Below are 16,364 nucleotides of genomic sequence, written 5' to 3' on the forward strand. Positions count from 1 at the left end.
CTCCTCGACAGGCGCCCACACCCGGTAGTCCCGCACACCCAGCCGATTGAACCGCAGCGCACGCCGCCTCGGTGGTCCCCACGGCAAGCGCCGAAGCCCCCGGGCTCCTGCGGTTCACGGTCGCACCCGCTCACGTGACACCGCGCGGCCACGAGAGATCGCCTGACTGCTAATCGAGACGATCGGGAGCAGCACTCTCGACAACGGTGAATGAGACCCGCGCCGCTGCCCACAGTTTTCCCCGACGGATTCCTTTGGTCCGCCCATTGCTCGAGGTTCGAAAGGCCATCGTCATGTTGTTTCCCATGTCGCCGCTGGACTCGATGTTTCTGCTCGGCGAGTCGCCTGAGCACCCGATGCACGTCGGTGGTGTGCAGATCTTCCAGCCGCCGGAGGGGGCCGACGCCCGGGACGTGCTGGCGCTGTTCGATACTGCGCTGACCGACGGCGATCGGGATGTGGCCCCGATGCTGGGGAAACGGGCCCGGTGATCGTGGACGTCGTTGGGGCAGTGGGGTTGGGAAGTGGACGCCCGCCTCGATCTCGGGCATCACGTCCGTCACGACGCCCTGCCCGAGCCCGGAGGCGAGGCACAATTGTGGGCGCTGTGCTCGCGCCTGCATTCCGCCCTGCTCGATCGCAGCCGCCCGTTGTGGGAGACCCACTTGATCGAGGGACTCCGCGACGGTCGCTACGCGATGTACACCAAGATCCACCACGCCGTAGCGGACGGGGTCAGCGCGATGAACATGTTGCGCCGCACCCTCAGCGAGGACCCCGACGAGCGCGATATGCGCGCACCGTGGCAGCCCCCGCACCCACGGCCACCGGCCCCGGCGACCGGCATCGTCGGCGCGGCAGGCGTGATCGATCTGCCGAGGGCGGCGGTCCGCGCCGCCGGCGGCGCGGTCGGCGAAGTCGTCGGACTCGTCCCCGCCTTGGCCGGCACCCTCGGTCGAGCGGTGCACGAGCAGGGCGGACCGCTCTTACTGACCGCCCCCAGAACCATGTTCAACGAACCAATTTCGGGTGCTCGCCAGTTCGCGGCCCGGTCCTGGCCGCTCGAACGGCTGCGCCTGGTCGCCAAGGCGGCCGATGCCACCATCAACGATGTGGTGCTCGCCATGTCCGCGGGGGCGCTGCGCAGCTACCTGCACTGGAACGGCGCGCTGCCCGCGCAGCCGTTGATCGCGATGGTCCCGGTCTCGCTACGCGACGAACACCAAGGAGCCAACGGCGGCAACGGTGTCGGGGTGCTGATGTGCAATCTCGGCACCCACCTGCCCGACCCGGCGGCCCGACTGAACACAGTGCGCACCTGCATGCGCGAAGGAAGACAAGCCTTGGCCGCGATGAGCACGGCCCAGATCCTGGCGATGAGCGCACTCGGGGCGGGCCCGGCCGGGGCGAGCATGCTGTTCGGGCACAACCGGAGGCTACGTCCACCGTTCAACCTGATCATCTCCAACGTCCCCGGGCCACGCAGAGCCCTGTACTGGAACGGTGCGCGCCTCGACGCGGTGTACCCGCTCTCGATCCCCGTCGACGGGCAGGGACTCAACATCACCTGCACCAGCAACGACGACATCATCTCCTTCGGGATCACCGGATGCCGAGCACCGTGCCGCGTCTGCACACGCTGACCGCCCACCTCGGCCACGAGCTCGACGCACTCGAACACGCAGTGGGTCTCTGACCACACGGGACCTGCCCCGCCACCCCGACGAGCCGTTCCGGCCCTGTCGGCGGGGGTCCTCGCATCCAGTGCACTGATGACGTGACGAGTGCACCTCCGGTGTAACAAGATTCATACGATGCGAAGACAAGGAACACATGAACTCATCGAGGACACCGGCCATCCCGGCCCGCGGACCCGCGGCGCGCACGGGGACGATGAGCACCGAAGAGATCAAGGCCCATCTCGAGGCGATGTTCGCGCCTGACTACACCCAACCCGGCGCAGTGACCGGGTGCGGCGAACCCCAGTCGGGTGACCCGTCGATTTCCTCGCTAGGCCTCGAGCAGGAGGTCGTCAACCATGGACTGGATCTTCTTCCCACGAATTCGCGGCCGCGGAGATCGAGAATCGCCCGAGACACTGAGGTTGTTTCGGGCACCGCCTCAACTGCGGACCGGCGGCCTGGCGGGCACGCTGCGAAAGTGTCGCCGGTTATCTCCCCGGCATGCCGAGGCTGATAGGTCCGGCCGGTGCCGCCGCGCGTGCCGCTCGGTCGAGTCCGGCCAGCTTGGTCGCGGCCGCGTCGAGGCTGGTCTGCAGTCCCTGGACCTCGCCTCGCCATCCGTTGCCGCGGGCTTCGTCGATACGTTCGCGCAGATTGGCGATTATCTCAACCAGGCGTCCGCGAGCGCGTTGATCGACGCGCAGCATTGGGCATCGAATACATGCGTGCTCATGGCTGCACGGCGACCCATACGGGCGGCCACAGTCGCCGAGTTCGAGCTTGCGGTTCTGGAAGTGCTGCTGGAATTCGGCCCATTCGGCGTCGGTCGGTTCGCGGTATTCCTCGGCGGGTCTGCTGCTGCGACGGGCATCGAGGTAGGTGCGGTACGCGCGGATCAGGTCGTCTTGGAAAACGGCATGATAGGCCTGCGTAGTGGTGATGCTGGCATGGCCGAGCAACTTCGCCGCGATATGGATCGGCAGACCGCTGGCGATCGACTCGGTGACGAACATTCGGCGGAAGTCGTGAGGTGTTGCGTAGATCTGATCCCCAGCCGCGTTGCGGATTTGCGCGAGGCTCCACGCGTCGCGCAGGAGTTTGCCGAGCAGGCCGGGGCTGATCACTACCCGTCGATGGTCGCGAGCTCGCTGGAACAGGAATGGCAGTGGTGCTGTCCAGATTCGTTCGTGCGAGTCGAACCGCGGCACGAGCGGAATGGTTCCGTTGTTGTTGTGGCGCAGACGCGCGATTACGTGGCAAGCACATTGGCAAGTTCCGGGCTCACCAGTAGCAGTCGCTCCTGGTTGCTCTTGGACGGGACAATCTGTAATAGCGGCACGACTTCACCGGTGTCCGGAATCCGGTGGCTCACCAAGGCAAGGTGAGTGAGTTCGAGCAGTTCCTCGGACCGAATTCCGGTGTGACGCAGCGTCTCGATGACGGCCCACCGCCAGAAGGCATCGTCCTCCTCGTAGGTGAGGTCTCGACGCGCTGACGCGAGCTCCTTGGCCACCTTTTGCAACTCATCGGAGTGGAACCTTTCCTCCACGGTGGCGGCCAGCCGGTCCAGCCGGGCCCGTTCGTCGAGCAGTCGGCGGTGAGGGCGTCGACCACGCCGCCGATCTGTCTCCCGACGCACATGCTCAGGCGTACCCGGAAGGCGTTGCAGGCTAGGGCCGATGACTCAACCCTCTATCTGGAGAACGGGCGCCCCGCGGATCCGACCGGAGACGTCCCGCTCAGCGATCCGATTTCGGGACAGGTACCGACTGCCTCGGTCTAGCGCCATGCGCCAACCTCGCCCGGTGACGGTTCGGTGATCGAAACCTGAGAAGCAACGATATGGTTCGGTGTGCCCGTAATTGCTAGCCGGCGTCGCACTCAATCAACGCCGCCTCGCATCGTCTACGAAGCTCTCACCAACCCGGACCGCGACCCGGTTCGTCCGTGGCTGATCCTGCACAACGACGAACAACGTCCATGATCGCAGAAGCTGTCGAATCGAAACCTTGTCGTCTGGACATCGATCTGGCCCGTGGCGACCGGATGCACGGATCCGCTTCGACATAGGCCCACGACACGGCAGCACCACCCTGTACTGGACATTGGTCGTCGATGAACCGGTCCCGCACGGGGAGACGATCGTCCGCATGCGCAAGCGAGTGAACGAACTCATCAACGCGAATCTGCGATTCACGTTCGGTCAGTAGTCGCCCCCGATCAAGGATCCATCACTGGCCGCTGCCGCATACGTTAGGCTCGCGTGATGGCCACGCCTATCACAGTCGAGCAGTCGCGGGCGATCCCGATCGCGCGCCGGCAAGCCTTTGATGTGACGCTGCCGATCCCTCTGACTGCGATCTTCTCCCGCCGCTACGCCCTGCTGCCGCCCATCAAGCAGGTCCGCGGGCAGGACGGGATCTGGAGCCGGGTCGGACAGTCGCGCACAGTGGTCACCACGGACGGCGGAACGATGCGCGAGCTGCTGACGGTCGTCGATGCGCCTCACTCGTTCAGTTACCGGCTCAGCGACATTACCGGCCCGATGCGGCCGCTGGTCGACAGCATCGACGGAACCTGGGAGTTCGTCCCGCACGGGACCGGGACGATGATCACCTGGCGATGGACCCTGCACTCGAGGGCCCTTGGGGCACTTGTCATGCCGCTGATCACCTCGATGTGGCGTGGCTACGCACGACAGGCACTGGAGCTGCTGTCCGCGCAACTTCTCATGCCAGAGTCCACCGAGCACACACCGGACTGACGCATTCGTGACGTCGTCACTGGTGGGCAGGTGTGAGCCTGAACCTTCCAGCTGACCCGGGCGGGCACACACCCTCAGTCGCAGAGGTTCAGTCCGTGGATCGCTGACCGGTCGGCAGTACTCATCCGGCTATCGAATGAGGACCGCACCCGGCGGGTGCGGTCCCGCAGACCAGTTAGACAGCCCGCACATTCGTGGCCTGCGGGCCCTTCTGTCCCTGGCCCACCTCGAACTCCCACGCTGATTCTCATCGAGCGACGTGAGACCGCTGCCCATGATTTCCGAGTAATGCACGAGGACGTCCGGAGTTCCGTCGTCGGGCGCGATGAAACCGAAGCCCTTCTCGCTGTTGAACCACTTCGCAATGCCCTGCGCCATGCCGATACTCCCTGAATATCGATCCGGTACTCACATCTGATTCCCGATCTCGATACCAGTGATCCTGCCACCCCGAGGACGGATCGGGACGACCACACCTGATCTGAGGAAGCGGACATCTCGACGCCTACTGCGACTGCCGACTTCGCCGTCCGTCATCGATCAACGCGAGCCGGTCCGTCGAGCGAGCGGCCGCCGACGTGGCCAGGAAAGTCGGCTGTCGGGTGTGAAATCCCCGGTCAACCGCTCCAGAATTTCTGTAGTGGTGACTGTAGACATTGAGGGGGCGCTGTTGTAGTGTTCCTCTCGTCGCAAGGAAAGAGTTCACGAGGTGCGGGAGAGAATGAACTGCCCGCAGAGAAGTACCGCAAGACCAGGATGTGCCGGGCAAGGGTTGATGTGAGTGTGTAAGGCCCCGGCATATCCGGCGGCTGCCGGGCGGCACGACGGCCCGACAGCCGGAAGAAGTGCAGTGAACAAGGAAGTGAAACCCGCTCCGGCCCCCGGTGCCTCACGGCGCCGGGGGCCCTGTCCGTCGGAAAGGTGTCACCCCATTCAGGAAGTTCCGCCCGACCGACGCGCGGCCGGGAAGCTCGACGACGAGGACTACCCGGCCTACAGCATGGGTCATGCCGCCGAGATCCTCGGCGTGACACAGGCATTCCTGCGCAGCCTCGACGCCGCGAAGCTGCTCACCCCCGGGCGCTCGGAGGGCGGCCATCGCCGCTACTCCCGATACCAGCTCCGTCTGGCCGCCCGAGCCCGCGAACTGATCGACCAGGGCACCGCGCTCGATTCCGCGTGCCGCATCATCATCCTGGAAGACCAACTCGCCGAGGCCCGACGCATCAACGCTGAACTCCAGCACACCCACCGCCCCAAGTCCGATCAGCCCGGCCCCGCATCCGGCTGACGCACCGCCGCCCCTTCGGAGCACCAGTCGGAAGCCGCCTATCCGCTCGGCGATCTCACCTCGGGCCTTTGCGACGTCACCCCGCGGCGGTATCCATGATCTATGTGTACGAGCCAGATCAGGACGTCACCGGCGTGTCGTAACCGGAAGTAGGCGGTCATCGCGTGATTTGTGAGTGTGTGTCGTAGCGGTTTCGCAAGGGGAATCGCTGTCGGGATCGGTGCCGATGCCTGGAACTGACTCACGCGTGATTTGGCCACCCCGGGTGTGCCGTGCGAAGGACCCGTCGTTCCGGGCGTCGGCACCGGTCCGCTCCGCCTGCTGGCCTGATCAGAAGCCTGTCCGTGCCGAAGGGCACGCTGCGCGCCGGATCCGGGGACTGTGGCCGATCGAGTCCACCCCTCACCACCAGTTGCTGACCTATGAGATCATCTCCCACGCGCTCCGCCGCCTTAGCGTCGGCAACCTGCCCGCGGGGGCGATCACCGAGCAGCAATACCGCCTCATGGACGCCGAAACCGTCACGTTCCTCACTCTCTGCGCGAGCAGCGCCGGCGTCACCTGGATCACTCCGGTCGGTCAGGTCGCCCGTCCGCGCTGGCGGGCATGAATGGGGTGGTGCTGCGCTGGCTCGTCGACCGGGACAGCGCCGCCGCCCTGATCACCCTCGACACCTGGTGCACCTTCTCACCACCACGGCCCGCTGACCCTGGAGAAGCGCGCAGGACCACGTTGACACCACATCGATCAGGAGGGCGGCCCTTCCTGTGGCCGTTGGTGCCGGAGCCTGTCCACGTTCGTACCGCTGCTGCGCACCGCGGGCCCGGCGAGGGCGGTCCTCGGCGATTTCACAGCTTGCAGAATGCCCCAGTCCGGGGAGATCGACCGCGATGGGCCCTAGCCCCGTTTTGGCGAGGCGGCCCAGCACCGGAAGCCAGACCCTGCTCCAGTACGTTCCGTGCAGCAGCAACACAGCCGGACCGTCTTGCTCGACGGTCAGGTCGCTGGCCGTTTCACCGTCGACCTGGACTTCGGCCCTGACCACCCCCGTGTCCGTGATTTCACTCACGAGACCACTGTGACCGAGCACCGCTCGACGTGTCAATGCTGCTTCCCCGCAGCCTTATTCGCGTATCAAAGGTGCTGACGAGCTCTGCATCGCGGTCGTCGGTCAGGCCGCGAGCATCTCCGGTCACGAGGTCATTTCTCCACTGCCGTGCTGAGGGCACGCACGTGGTCGTTGGGCAAGGTGGTCCGTGTTCGGTTCACGATGAATTCCTGCGGTGGCAGTCGGTCGTGGTAGTCGTGCAGCCGGATCAGCTTTGAGGAATCGTCGTCCACGATCAGCAGACTCTCGTCCCGAAGGAGGTGGGCGGCGAGACGATCGCACCGGTAGGAGAGCATCCTCATGTGTCCTCATGTGTTCGGAGGCAGTGACGTCCTCCACCAGGCGCAACGGTAGGCGTGCGAGCCGGTAGCCGAGGCACAGAGCGCTCAGCGGTAGCGACATCATCGTCGTCATTTCACGCATGCTAAACCGGTACCCGCCAGCACGCGGATGAATCAACCCCCGTCCGGAAGGCGGACAGACAGCGTAGAGGCGACAGGTGAGGCACGTACCAGAGGCCCCGATGTGTGATGCCTTTCTGGGTCTTCGACGGCTCTTGCGCCGTCCCTTGGTGACATCTCGCTTGGGCAACCGGCAAGGAGGTCGGTGTGGTTTGGAGAGTCGACTCGGCGACATGCGCGTTCAACTGGAGGCCGCGGTTATGGCAGTTGTGGAGCGCCCTGGGTGAGCAAGGTGAATTGCAGCACGTCGATGAGGCGGCGACGGAAGGTGTCGGCGCAGCCTGTGAGGTAGTGGTGGTAGTTCCGGTAAGTCTGCTCGGAGGCCAGCCGAACCGCGTCCTGGTGTCGGGACGCCAGAGCCTGGGCCCACATGTCCTGGGTGCGAGCGTAGTGGGGTTGCAGGGACTCGATGTTCTGCACCCAGAATCCATTGCGCTGTGCCAGCGGGATGATCGCCTCGCGTTCGGGGAGCTGACCACCGGGGAAGATCACGCGCAGGATAAACCGCAGGAACAGGGCGTCGTCGCGGGTAACTGCGACACCCATTGCGTCCAACAGCGGACGAGAGTGACCGACGATGGTGTGTCGGAGCATACGTCCGTCATCGGGCAGGATTTGTCGGGCTCGTTTGAAGAACGCTTCGTAACGTTGGCGGCGGAAGTGCTCGAAGGCGCGATGCTGACGATCCGGTCCACCGGCTCGGTGAAGTTCTCCCACCCTTGCAGCCGCACCTGCGCGGTGCGCCCGGTCGGCGGACGGGCCGAGAACTGCGCCCGGACATGCTCATATTGGTTGCGGCTCAGAGTCAGCCCGACCACGTTGACGTCGTACTTTTCGGCCGCCCGACGCTTCGTCGCACCCCAGCCACAGCCGATATCGAGCAGGGTCATTCCCGGTCGCAGATCGCATTTGTTCAGCGCAAGGTCGATCTTGGCCAGCTGTGCCTGTTCGAGCGTCAGGTCCGGGCGGGAGAAGTAGTCGCAGCTGTAGGTGCGGGACGGGTCGAGGAACAGGGCGAAGAACTCGTCCGAGAGGTCGTAATGGGATTGCACGTCCTGGTAGAACGGTGTCAGTTGTGTCATTGCCGAACCTGCTCTTCCAGCGAGGGAGTGTCAATGCACGAGTGCCCGCGATTGCGCGGATCGGACGGGATGTCGGCGGCCGCCGAGGCTCGGATGCCGGATGGACCGACCCGGCATTGCAGAGGACACTCAGGACGGACACCGCGGGACTCGCTCGATATACGTCCAGGTGTACTCACCGCACTGCCCGGCGCGGGTACGTGGAATGTTCCATGAGGAAGGGGCCACGCAGACCGACCGGCCCGGTGATCGAGGATCGCCCACCCGGCGTCGGACGCCTGGGCGAGCACTGTCCTCGGCGCGGATCGAAGGTCGCCCGATGTGCGAGCGTGATCGACACCAGAAATCTCTTGGGCGAGTCGGTGACGGGCCTTGTGCTCGCCGCGTCCTCGTGTCAGGCTCTAGAACTATGACTACCGGAAAGGCGGACACCGCCACCGTCGCGTGAGCGCCGCACCGATTCGCTCGGCGGCTCGACCCCGAGCGGCATTCACCGAGAACGCTGATCCCTTCTCCTACAACATTCTCGTCGTCGAGGCCGTGCGCGATGCATGGCTCACGCACGGGCTGTGCGCACACCCCTCCGATCGCACCACTGCGGAATCGGCTGTCGCGCAGCTGTATCGACAATCAAAATCCCGCGAGCCGGAGTTCGTCTGGGTTCCGTCTCCCTCAGCCGGATCGAACCTGATCGCCGCCGAAGGCCTGTCGATGCCGATGTCGCTCGAGGGCAACGGAATCCATGGCGCTACCGCCGGTATCGCAACCATGCTGTCGGAATCACGCAAACGCATGGACGCACGCATCAAGCGGAGGATATCCGACTGGCCGAACGAACGCCGGGCGGTCGAGACCGCACGGGTGAAGCCGCCTGAGGATGCCGCCCGCGTCGGCATCAGCCCCGATCGGATCATCCGAGCTACCGTCTGGGATTCCCTGCACACCACGCTTTTCGACGGGGTTGCAGCTGCGATACGGACGCTTCTGCCTCCAGCTGTTCTCGGTGTCACCTGGTACGGACAACAAGAGGCCCACCGAGTCGCATACTACGACATGTACCGTCGGCTCGGCCTCGCGAAATTCCACTCCCACGACGATGCACTACTCGACGCCAACATCGCGTTGACCGGTGCAACCGGGTGGTGGTGGGCGTTCGACGGCGTATGTGTCATGGCAGAGCGTCCCACCACCCTTCATTCCGAGCCCATACCGGGCCGTGTGCACAACGAACACCGGCTGCACCACTCGGATTCCCCGGCACTCGAATTCCAAGACGGCGATGCAGTGTTCGTTCTGCACGGAACCATCGTCCCGGACTGGGTCGTCCGCGACCCGACTGCCGAACGCATCGCGCACGAACGCAATGTCGAGATTCGCCGATGCGCGATCGAGCGCATCGGGTGGGACACCTACATCGATACGGCCGACCTCGCGCTGGTCGACCAGGCCGACGATCCCGGCAATGCCGGTTGCACCCTGCGGCTCTACGCGACCCCGGACGGCTGGGGGCGCACTGGCCGTATCCTGCTCGCGATCAACGGTTCTCCCGAACGCGACGGACGTCGGCGACAATACGGGCTTCACGTGCCCATATGGATCTCATCCGCACTGGACGCCGCGGGCTGGACCTACGGCCTCGGCGGCGCCGACTACGCCCGCCTCGTTCGTCGCACCTGAACAAGACCGAAACCTGACTCCCCGAACTCGAAGGTGATTCGCATGAATGCAACCATGACCCTGTCCGCTCTCACTGCCCTCACCGGCCTCGATGTGTTCGACTATCTCGCCCAGGAAGTGTCCATACCCGTCGTCGACGGTCTGCAGGCACAGGGAGATCTCATCGTGATCCCGTATTCGCTTCTCGCCGATATCGTCACGTCCGCCTCGTGGACACTGTCGGAGAACGTACCGCTCTCAGGAGTGGAGTTGCTGCGTAGTGCTGCGGGCGGGAACCCACACAGCCTGGTCGCTGACGAAGGGGGCTGCACATGGTCGACGCCCGTCAACGACCCCAGGCGTCTCGCCCTCGGTATCCTCGACAGCCGAGCGACGGCTTACCTCATCCACCCCGAGCACGGAGCCACCGGCATCGCCCCTGGCCGGTATGTCATCGGACGGCAGCGAGAACAAAGCATCGGGCGGACTTCCGGAAGGGCGCAGTTGGTCGCCGACTAGCGTTCGGGACCTCGTCCGAGGCAATCGGATCGATACCTGTATTGGGAATGCCGCGCGGCTGTCGATTGCGGACCCCTACGCGTGGACCTCCGGGGCACGGTGGCCGCGGGGGCCGGTGGTGAAAGCGACTGTCTGGTGACCGCTCACAGTGCCATCGACGGCGGCACGTGCGATTCCCGGTACTCGGGTTCTCAGTCCAGGTCGAGTTCGGGTGCGGTGGCCAGGTATTCGATCTGCTCCAATGTCATCGGCACGATGGACCCTCCGATGGGGGTGGTGCTGATGATGACCTGTTGGGTGGAGGGGAGAGTGATCGAGAAGTAGGCGCTGCCGCCGTTGGCGGGGTAGTCCGCGCGGGTGACGGTGGCTCCGTCCGGCGACCTGGTGGTGATGCGATCCGGATTGATCTCGTTCAGGTACTCATCCTGCGGTGACGGCGCGGACCGGCCACTGACGGCGGCGATATCCAGGCGCCCCTCGCCGGCGGCCGATGTCACGGTGATCACCTCGCAGACGTTGTCCTTGCCGAAGTCGGTCAATCGAAGTGATCCGATCGGCCGATCCAGGGCGAGGTCGTTGTTGCCCGGCATGGTCGCCCAACGGGCTTCGAGTGCCCGATCGAGACGGGCCACTTTCTCGGGGGTCAGCTCCGGCCCGTTCCCATCGGTGTCCGCGCCGCACGACGGCATCAGCGGCACGGCCGGGATGACCGGCGCCGTCACCGTCAGGGACGGGGTGGTGGCGATCGCGGTCAATTCCTCGAGGGTCAACGGGATCTGTCCGCTGTGCCGGGTGCGCGCCTTCAGGTCGGTGTTGTCGGCGTCGCTGGCGGTAGCCACGATCCGGGTGCCATCGGGATGGTAAGCGACGACAGTTCGTTCGAGTGTGCGGACGCCGTTGATCTCGTACCAGGTGTCCAGCGAATCGAGCACCGTGCCGTCCGGGCGGGTGTCGCGTCGATCCAGCGCTCCTGCCACGCACGGCAGGATGGGGCGGTCCCATGCCCGGACATCGACGGTCACGGTACCGACCTGCCCGTCTCGGACCAGCGAGCCGCGGGCGTTGGTCGACCCGCTGAACAGGTCCGCGTCCCCCTCCTGCGGGAAGTTGGAGGGGTCGTAATCGGCGATCGGCTCGAACTGAAGGGACTGGCTTGGACTGGCGAAATCCAACTCCGTCGAGTTCGGTAGCGCGTCGATGGCGGCCTGCGTCATCGCCGCCGCCTTCGCCATCGAGAACCACGGATACTTCGGATTGTCGTACTCGCCCGACCCGACGGTGGCGAAGTTGACGCGTTCAGGGTCCGAGGGCGGCTCGACCACATCGCACCCCGGAATCTGCGCCGGGTACGGCGCGGGTTCGAAAACGTAGGAGTACTCGCGGTCGGCGGTGGGCTCACCGGTCCCAGGGTCGTTCAGCAGGCCGGCCACCACGGTTCCGGCGGCGATGGTCGAGAGGATGACGACTACGTCGAACCATGTGCTGTCGCGCCATCTCCGGGCACCGTCCTCGACCATGATCGCTCCCTCGGCAAGTCGATGCTCACGGTAACCCAGATCGACCTGTCCCGTATCGAAGTGCGGGAGCTCGGCCCTTCGGTTGCTCGAGTGGTCCGTGGTCTAGTGCATTGCAGGACAGAGAATTTCACGAGTCCGCACGGTCGCGCGAGCGTTCTGTTCTGGAGAACGCAGGTATCGGTACAAACTGTTGGACCGCTGTTCGGGCGGGTTCTAGCGTTGTCGCAAAGCCGTCCGGTGTGACGTGCAGCACGTGGGACACACTGCGACACGTCGGAAATTTGTGGAGGACCCAGCATGAGCCTGCAGAACCGTCTGACCGAGAAATTCGGAATCGAACACCCCATCGTCCTTGCACCGATGGATTACGTCTCCGATTGGAGATTGGCTTCTGCCGTGGCCGAGGCAGGAGGGCTGGGATTGATCGGCGGCGGATACGGCGACGAGTCCTGGTTGCACGATCAGTTCGACCGCGTGACGACGGAGGCGGTCGGCTGTGGCTTCATCACCTGGTCCATGGCGCAGCAACCCCAACTCCTCGAGAAGGCGATCGGCTACCGTCCGGCGGCCATCTTCCTCTCTTTCAGCGACCCGGCACCGCATGCGCCTGCGATTCGTGCCGCCGGAATCCCGCTGATCTGCCAGGTGCACAATCTCGAACAAGCGCGCCGCGCGGTGGCGGTAGGTGCGAACGTCATCGCTGCTCAAGGGGGAGAGGCGGGCGGTCATGGAACAGGAACCCGATCGACGTTCACCCTGGTGCCGGAGATCGCCGACTTTCTCGCGCGGGAGGCCCCGGAGGTAATGCTGCTGGCAGCCGGTGGAATCGGCGACGGCCGAGGCCTGGCCGCCGCGCTCGCCCTCGGAGCGGACGGTGCCCTCGTCGGTACCAGGTTCTGGGCGGCCGAGGAGGCGGCAGTTCCCCGCGCGGCCCAGCACCGTGCCCTACGGGCGAGTGGGGACGACACGATCAGACAGAGTGCCTTCGACATCGTGCGTGAGAAGCCCTGGCCGACTCGATACACGGGCCGAGTCCTGCACAACGACTTCATCCGCCGGTGGCACGGCGACGAGTCCGGCCTCCGGGGCGTGCTTCAGGAGAAGCAGGAGCAATTCCGGGCAGCAGTGAAGGCCGAGGACTACGACGTCGCGAATCTGATCGTCGGTGAGGTCGTCGGACAGATCGATCGTGTCGACACCGTCGCGTCGATCATCGAAGACGTGGTCGACACCGCCGCCGCCATCCTGGGCCGCACGTCCCACGACTTGGCGGCGATCGGCTCCTAACGCCCATCGGTGCGACCTCGCCAACCCTCACCCCGCGCGTCCCGGAGAAGGATTCCCCATGACCACCAGCCAGTCCGTTTCACCACCCGCTCTCGCGAGCGGTGTCGCGAAGAGCAGCCTTCGCAAGATCATCACCGCGTCGAGTGTCGGAACGTTGATCGAATGGTACGACTTCTACATCTACGGCAGTCTCGCAGTCGTCTTCTCCGGGATGTTCTTTCCCGAAGGAAACGGAACCGCAGCACTTCTCGTCACGATTGCCGCCTTCGGCACGGGTTTCGTCGTACGCCCCATCGGCGCCATGGTGTTCGGCAGAATGGGGGACCGCGTCGGACGTAAGAAGACGTTCATGACGACGTTGCTCATCATGGGCGGCGCCACCACGATGCTCGGACTGATGCCCACCTATGACCACATCGGGATTCTGGCGCCGATACTGCTGGTGACGTTGCGGCTGCTGCAGGGTCTCGCGATCGGCGGAGAGTACGGGGGCGCAGTCGTCTACATCGCGGAGAATTCGCCGGCGAGGAAACGCGGAGCCCTCACCAGTGTTCTCCAGACCACCGCGACCGGTGGCCTCCTCCTGTCGATCGGCGTCATCGTGCTCTGCCGGGTCGGCCTGGGCGAGCAGGCATTCAGTGTGTGGGGCTGGCGGATTCCGTTCCTCCTGTCCGCGGTCCTGGTGTTGTTCTCGCTGAAGATCCGCATGAAGATGCACGAATCGCCGGTGTTCGAGGAGATGCGACGGAGCGGAAACCTCTCGCGTTCACCGATCAAGGATGCGGTTGCGCACAAGCCGGCCTTCGCGTTGCTGCTCGTCGTGCTCTTCGGAATCACGGCCGGGCTGGGAGTTGCCTGGTACACCAGCCAGTTCTACACGCTGTACTTCCTGCAGACGATCTTGAAGATCGACTTCCTCACCGCGAATGTCTCGGTCGGAATCGCCCTGGTCATCGCGACACCGTTCTTCGTCGTCTTCGGCAAGGTATCCGACAGGTATGGACGGACTCGGATCATCCTGTGCGGCTTGGTACTTTCGGCAGTCGGCTACCTCCCGCTGTTCCAGTGGGTCCGGGACGCCGCGGTCGAGGGCCACCACATCCAGATGATCGTGCCGCTGACGATTCAGGTCATCTTCGTCACCATGGTCTACGGGCCCACCGCGGCATTCCTGTCCGAATTGTTCCCACCACAGATCCGCTACACCGGACTGTCGCTGGCGTACCACATCGGGACCGGCGTGTTCGGTGGCTTCACCCCTCTGGTGGCGCTCTCGCTCAACTCCGCGACCGGGAACGTGCTCGCCGGGCTGATCTACCCCATCGCGGTAACCACGGTCACCGCAGTGGTGTTCGTGCTGACGTTGCGGCGCGGCGTGGACAGCCCGATAGTCCGGAGGGCGTGGAAGCAGATCGATTCCGAGTACTCGTCATGAGACACCCGACCCGGTACGGCGCGATCGCGTTCACTGCTCCGGTGGCCGAGCGGCAGAAGGCGACGGGGAGCATCAACTGGTACGGACGCATGCGGGCGCAGGAGGACGACCCAGGCCTGCCCGACGAACTGGACACCCGCGTCACTGCCCTGATCCGAGCCACCAATTCGTTCTTCATCGCGACCGTGACACCCTCGGGGTGGCCCTATATCCAACACCGAGGCGGCCCGCCCGGCTTCGTGCACGTGCCGGACCCGACGACGATTGCGCTGGCGGACTACTCGGGAAATCAGCAGTTCGTCACGGTCGGCAACCTCGACGAGAACGACCGAGTGGCTCTCTTCTTCATCGACTACCCCACCCGTACCAGAGTCAAAGTCTACGGTCGAGCCGATGTCGTCGAGCGTGCCGACGATCCGGATCTCATCGCCCGGCTCCTCACCACACCCGGCGGGTCAGGTAAGGCCGGATGCGATCGCGCGTTCGTCATCCACGTCGAGGCCCTCGACCGGAACTGCACGAAGAACATCCCGCCGAAGTATGGCGAGGCGCGGATGCGGGAGTCGCTCACGTTGGCCCGCAAGGGTCTACAGGAAGAAGTCGAACGACTGCGATCCTGCAATGCAGATCTGGAGCGGGAAGTCGCCCGGCTTCGCCGGCACACCGACGACGGTCAGTCGCGTTGACCGACAGTGGCACTGCCGGGTGGCGGAGAGTGCCGGATCGCGGCGTCCCGCAGTACTCGCAGCAGCGGGGTCGCGCGGTTGCGGCGGTACACGAACCTCACGACCGCGGGTGGCGCACCGACCAGCGGGATGAACTGGACGTTCCGATGGGTTACCCGCCTGCGGGCCACTTCGGGAACCGTGCCGACACCCCGATCGGCGGCGATCAACTCGAGCCAGTCGTCGAAGTTCGAGCACGTCACCACCGGGCCGTCGTGGTTCGGCCACAGGTCTTCGGATGTGGTGCCGCTGAGGGTATTGATGACCAGGGGAAGCGTTCCGAACTCGGCCCAGTCGATCGATTCTCGGGTCGCGAGAGGCGACGCAGTCGAGACCGCCGCAATCCGCTGCTCCTCGAACAGTGGATGTTGTACGAACTCGTCGCCGGGAACATCCCGGCGGACGACGGCGGCGTCCACGGTGGCGTTGTTCAGTGCGGCGATGGGGTCGTCGTAGCGTCGCGGAACGACGGTGGCGCGGGAATTCTTCTCGACGTCGTCGATCACCTGCTGCGCCCACGGATCGGGCAGGAGCCAACTGAAGCCGAGGACGAGGGATCGGTTGGTGTACAGCGCAACCGCGGAATCGAGATCGCCGAGGATGACGCGCACCTTCTCGACGAACCCGGCACCGTCCTCGGTGAGGGCAAGTGCCCGCGAGGTCCGGTCGAACAATCGCACGCCGAGTGAGGTCTCGAGCTGCTGCACCGTTCGGGTGAGCGCCGGCTGGGTGATGTGGAGAGCGTTCGCCGCGGCGGTGAACGAGCCTGCCTCGGCGATCGCAACGGCCGCCCGCAGATGCCGCAGTTCGATGGACATAACTCCCAAGCATAGATCC

Annotated in this window: 12 protein-coding genes and 4 pseudogenes; 9 read left to right on the plus strand and 7 right to left on the minus strand. The window is 65.0% G+C overall.

Going from position 1 to position 16,364, the window contains the following annotated elements; all coding sequences use genetic code 11:
• Window positions 1–293: 293 nt before the first annotated feature.
• A pseudogene (locus tag GO592_RS10305) lies at window positions 294–1,696 on the plus strand (WS/DGAT/MGAT family O-acyltransferase).
• A gap of 474 nt (window positions 1,697–2,170) precedes the next feature.
• On the opposite strand, the gene GO592_RS44170 reads toward GO592_RS10305, so the two are convergent.
• Both GO592_RS44170 and GO592_RS44175 read right to left on the minus strand, forming a co-directional pair.
• Window positions 2,171–2,890, minus strand: a complete 720-nt coding sequence (locus GO592_RS44170) for a tyrosine-type recombinase/integrase (protein WP_237720518.1) — start codon at window positions 2,888–2,890, stop codon at window positions 2,171–2,173.
• Between the two features lie 41 nt (window positions 2,891–2,931).
• Complete coding sequence (locus tag GO592_RS44175; protein ID WP_237720519.1) at window positions 2,932–3,321, minus strand: hypothetical protein; 390 nt, start codon at window positions 3,319–3,321, stop codon at window positions 2,932–2,934.
• A 627-nt stretch (window positions 3,322–3,948) separates the two neighbouring features.
• Between GO592_RS44175 and GO592_RS10315 the strand changes: the two genes are divergently transcribed.
• Complete coding sequence (locus tag GO592_RS10315) at window positions 3,949–4,446, plus strand: SRPBCC family protein (RefSeq protein WP_007299099.1); 498 nt, start codon at window positions 3,949–3,951, stop codon at window positions 4,444–4,446.
• 175 nt (window positions 4,447–4,621) lie between these two features.
• Here GO592_RS10315 and GO592_RS10320 read toward each other — a convergent pair.
• A pseudogene (locus GO592_RS10320) lies at window positions 4,622–4,824 on the minus strand (cold-shock protein).
• Between the two features lie 472 nt (window positions 4,825–5,296).
• Between GO592_RS10320 and GO592_RS10325 the strand changes: the two are divergent.
• On the plus strand, window positions 5,297–5,737 hold the full coding sequence (locus GO592_RS10325) for a MerR family transcriptional regulator (RefSeq protein WP_167332382.1): 441 nt from the start codon (window positions 5,297–5,299) through the stop codon (window positions 5,735–5,737).
• 370 nt (window positions 5,738–6,107) lie between these two features.
• Window positions 6,108–6,444, plus strand: a pseudogene (locus tag GO592_RS10330) (TetR/AcrR family transcriptional regulator); the annotation flags it as partial.
• 493 nt (window positions 6,445–6,937) lie between these two features.
• Here the strand turns inward: GO592_RS10330 and GO592_RS44180 are convergent.
• Both GO592_RS44180 and GO592_RS10340 read right to left on the minus strand, forming a co-directional pair.
• Entirely contained in the window at window positions 6,938–7,147 is a 210-nt protein-coding gene (locus GO592_RS44180; RefSeq protein ID WP_237720520.1) for a hypothetical protein, read from the minus strand.
• A gap of 357 nt (window positions 7,148–7,504) precedes the next feature.
• Window positions 7,505–8,388: pseudogene (locus GO592_RS10340) on the minus strand (cyclopropane mycolic acid synthase family methyltransferase).
• Window positions 8,389–8,832: 444 nt separating this feature from the next.
• Here GO592_RS10340 and GO592_RS10345 point away from each other — a divergent pair.
• Window positions 8,833–10,065: a DUF6745 domain-containing protein gene (locus tag GO592_RS10345; RefSeq protein WP_007299107.1), complete on the plus strand. Its 1,233-nt coding sequence runs from the start codon at window positions 8,833–8,835 to the stop codon at window positions 10,063–10,065.
• Between the two features lie 42 nt (window positions 10,066–10,107).
• Window positions 10,108–10,563 (plus strand): hypothetical protein, encoded by a 456-nt coding sequence (locus GO592_RS10350; protein WP_007299108.1) that lies wholly within the window; start codon window positions 10,108–10,110, stop codon window positions 10,561–10,563.
• A gap of 191 nt (window positions 10,564–10,754) precedes the next feature.
• Here GO592_RS10350 and GO592_RS10355 read toward each other — a convergent pair whose 3' ends face one another.
• Window positions 10,755–12,080, minus strand: coding sequence for a hypothetical protein (locus GO592_RS10355; protein WP_007299109.1), 1,326 nt, complete (start codon window positions 12,078–12,080; stop codon window positions 10,755–10,757).
• Between the two features lie 297 nt (window positions 12,081–12,377).
• Between GO592_RS10355 and GO592_RS10360 the strand changes: the two genes are divergently transcribed.
• From GO592_RS10360 to GO592_RS10370, 3 genes are read left to right on the plus strand one after another with little or no spacing between them, the layout of a single operon-like run.
• Entirely contained in the window at window positions 12,378–13,367 is a 990-nt protein-coding gene (locus GO592_RS10360) for an NAD(P)H-dependent flavin oxidoreductase (protein ID WP_007299110.1), read from the plus strand.
• 58 nt (window positions 13,368–13,425) lie between these two features.
• Complete coding sequence (locus GO592_RS10365) at window positions 13,426–14,802, plus strand: MFS transporter (RefSeq protein WP_007299111.1); 1,377 nt, start codon at window positions 13,426–13,428, stop codon at window positions 14,800–14,802.
• The gene (locus GO592_RS10370; protein WP_007299112.1) at window positions 14,799–15,488 is read left to right on the plus strand and encodes a pyridoxamine 5'-phosphate oxidase family protein; all 690 of its coding nucleotides are present in this window, start codon (window positions 14,799–14,801) and stop codon (window positions 15,486–15,488) included. The genes GO592_RS10365 and GO592_RS10370 overlap by 4 nt, the downstream gene beginning before the upstream one ends.
• Here GO592_RS10370 and GO592_RS10375 read toward each other — a convergent pair.
• Entirely contained in the window at window positions 15,476–16,345 is an 870-nt protein-coding gene (locus tag GO592_RS10375; protein ID WP_005562231.1) for a LysR family transcriptional regulator, read from the minus strand. The two genes, GO592_RS10370 and GO592_RS10375, sit on opposite strands and share 13 nt — an antisense overlap.
• Between the last annotated feature and the right edge of the window lie 19 nt (window positions 16,346–16,364).

The organism is Rhodococcus sp. 21391 (genome assembly GCF_016772255.1).
Classification (GTDB): domain Bacteria; phylum Actinomycetota; class Actinomycetes; order Mycobacteriales; family Mycobacteriaceae; genus Rhodococcus_F; species Rhodococcus_F opacus.